This is a genomic window from Mesorhizobium sp. B1-1-5 (assembly GCF_006443065.1).
GTDB lineage: Bacteria > Pseudomonadota > Alphaproteobacteria > Rhizobiales > Rhizobiaceae > Mesorhizobium.
Map to the genome: position 1 here is coordinate 1 of NZ_VFWS01000256.1, position 1,998 is coordinate 1,998.

General features: G+C 56.0%; 1 protein-coding gene. It reads right to left on the reverse strand.

Annotated features, from left to right (window positions below; translation table 11 throughout):
- Positions 1-1,998, reverse strand: a 1,998-nt coding sequence (locus tag FJ980_RS30120) for a calcium-binding protein (protein WP_281406346.1), incomplete at both ends; no start/stop codon positions are given.

Genomic DNA, 1,998 nt, shown 5'->3' on the forward strand with positions numbered 1-1,998 from the left:
CCACACCGTGCCGTCGGCGAACACCACCTGGTCGACGCCGCCATAGGCGTAGTCCACCTGGTAGCGCAGCGTCACCGTGTCGCCTGTCCCGGCGATCGACAGCAGCAGGTCATGGCCGCTGTTGGTCTGCGTCACCGTGACGTCGGCGGGGTTGATGCCCGCGCCGAAGACGAGCTTGTCGACGTCGCTCGTCCCGCCGTTGTCGTAGATCGTGTCGTGTCCGTCGCCGGGATTGAAGGAGTAGGTGTCGTTGCCGCTGTCTCCCTCAAGGTAATCGTCGCCGGCATCGCCCGAAAGCTGGTCATTGCCGCTCGTCCCGTAAACGTAGTCATTCCCAGCTGTTCCTGACTCGGCCAAAGCGACGATTTGCGCGCGATCCCAGGTCGTGCCATCTGCGAAGCTGATATCCTGGACGCCATAGGTACCAGACTGGCCCATCTTGATGAGCGTTATCTCATCGCCAGCGGCTCCGGTCTTCAAGGTAAGATCGCGATTTGCGTCAAAAGCAACCACTAAGTCTGACGGATCGATCCCGTGGCCAAATTCAAGTGTGTTGGTAGCAGTCTCGCTATAATCAACAATATCGATGTCGAGATTGCCGTCCCCACGCCGATAGACAATCGTGTCATTCAGGGACGGGGGCAGAAGCGAATTGTTTCCCGTGAGGCTGATTGACCGGACATTTCCGCCGGCATGGAGGACAGAATCAATTGTTACGCCCGACAGGGCTATTGAACCGTCAGCATTGACCGTAAAATCCTCACCCGAGAGCAGGGCACTTGCAATTGCTGCAAGGGAGGCGGACGCTGAGGTCGCGATTGTCGATACAAAAGCTTCCGGCGACAGGTTGAGATCGAGCCGGGCCGCGTCGGCAACTCGCAGCACGATCTCCCATTGTGCTTCATTACTTGCGGTTACCTCTCCGAGCTTCTGAAACTCATCGACAAATGACGTCGCCAAATCCGTTTGCGGAAGTATCTTGTCTGTTTGGAAATCGTAGGTGAATTCTGGCAGATTATAGCCGGCCTGGAGGATCAGGCGCGCCATCACGCCATCATATGCGCTGTTCCAGCCCTCACGCAGCAAGACCGCTGATAACCACCGGGGATTTGTCGGAGGCAACCCTGCAACATTATTATAGTTGGCATCATAAAACGCTTCGCCTGTGTATTTCTCAAGGAAGTCCAGCTCTTGTGCATCGAATTGGTCGCCTCGGCTGGTGCGATCAATCTCGCTAGACCCTGACCATTCGAGCAGAAGGGACTTTACATTGGAAAGAGTGGTAGCTGGATCCTGATTGATATTCTCGGCAAGGTGAGACACCATGTCCAGCAGGGTTCCGTTCTGGTTCATGGCAATCCAAAGATCCGGCACTTCGCCGTACCCTCGAATGCAGGGAAGCAGCATCGTATCAGGACTAAACTGGTAGTCGCCGACATACCGAGTGTCGGTTGCGTCGTTCTGAAACCACGCATCAACGATCGATCCCGTCGTTCCATTAGCCCAGGCGAACCTACTTTCCGAACTGATTGAATTGCCGCTTATGACTTGGTTACTCGAAGTGGCATGGAGGTCGATCGAGGTGATCCCCTCCTGCGCCAAGGTGACAAGCTCAGCAGGGTCGGTAATGCCGTCCCCGTTGCTGTCGATCCATACTCTGAGTTCTGAAAAGCTGGCATCGTTCGCATCAATAACCCCGTCGCCATTGGAATCGAGCGCCGAAAGAACGGAAAAACCGTCAGTAGTCGAATTGCCGAACAGTTCGGTGATGTTATCGATCTTGCCATTGCCGTTGCGGTCGATTGCCAAGAGCCCATCGCCCCCAGTAACCCAGCCGGTATGTCTGGCGAAGCTATCGCTCGTGAGATCGAAGAAGGCGGTAGAGTCGCTCAACGAACTTAGCTGAATGCCATCGCCGTTGAGATCCAGGACCAGCGGCGAGATTGGCGTCGTTGCGGCACGGACCGCATTCTTCGCCGCCTGCGCGCTAGCACCGAC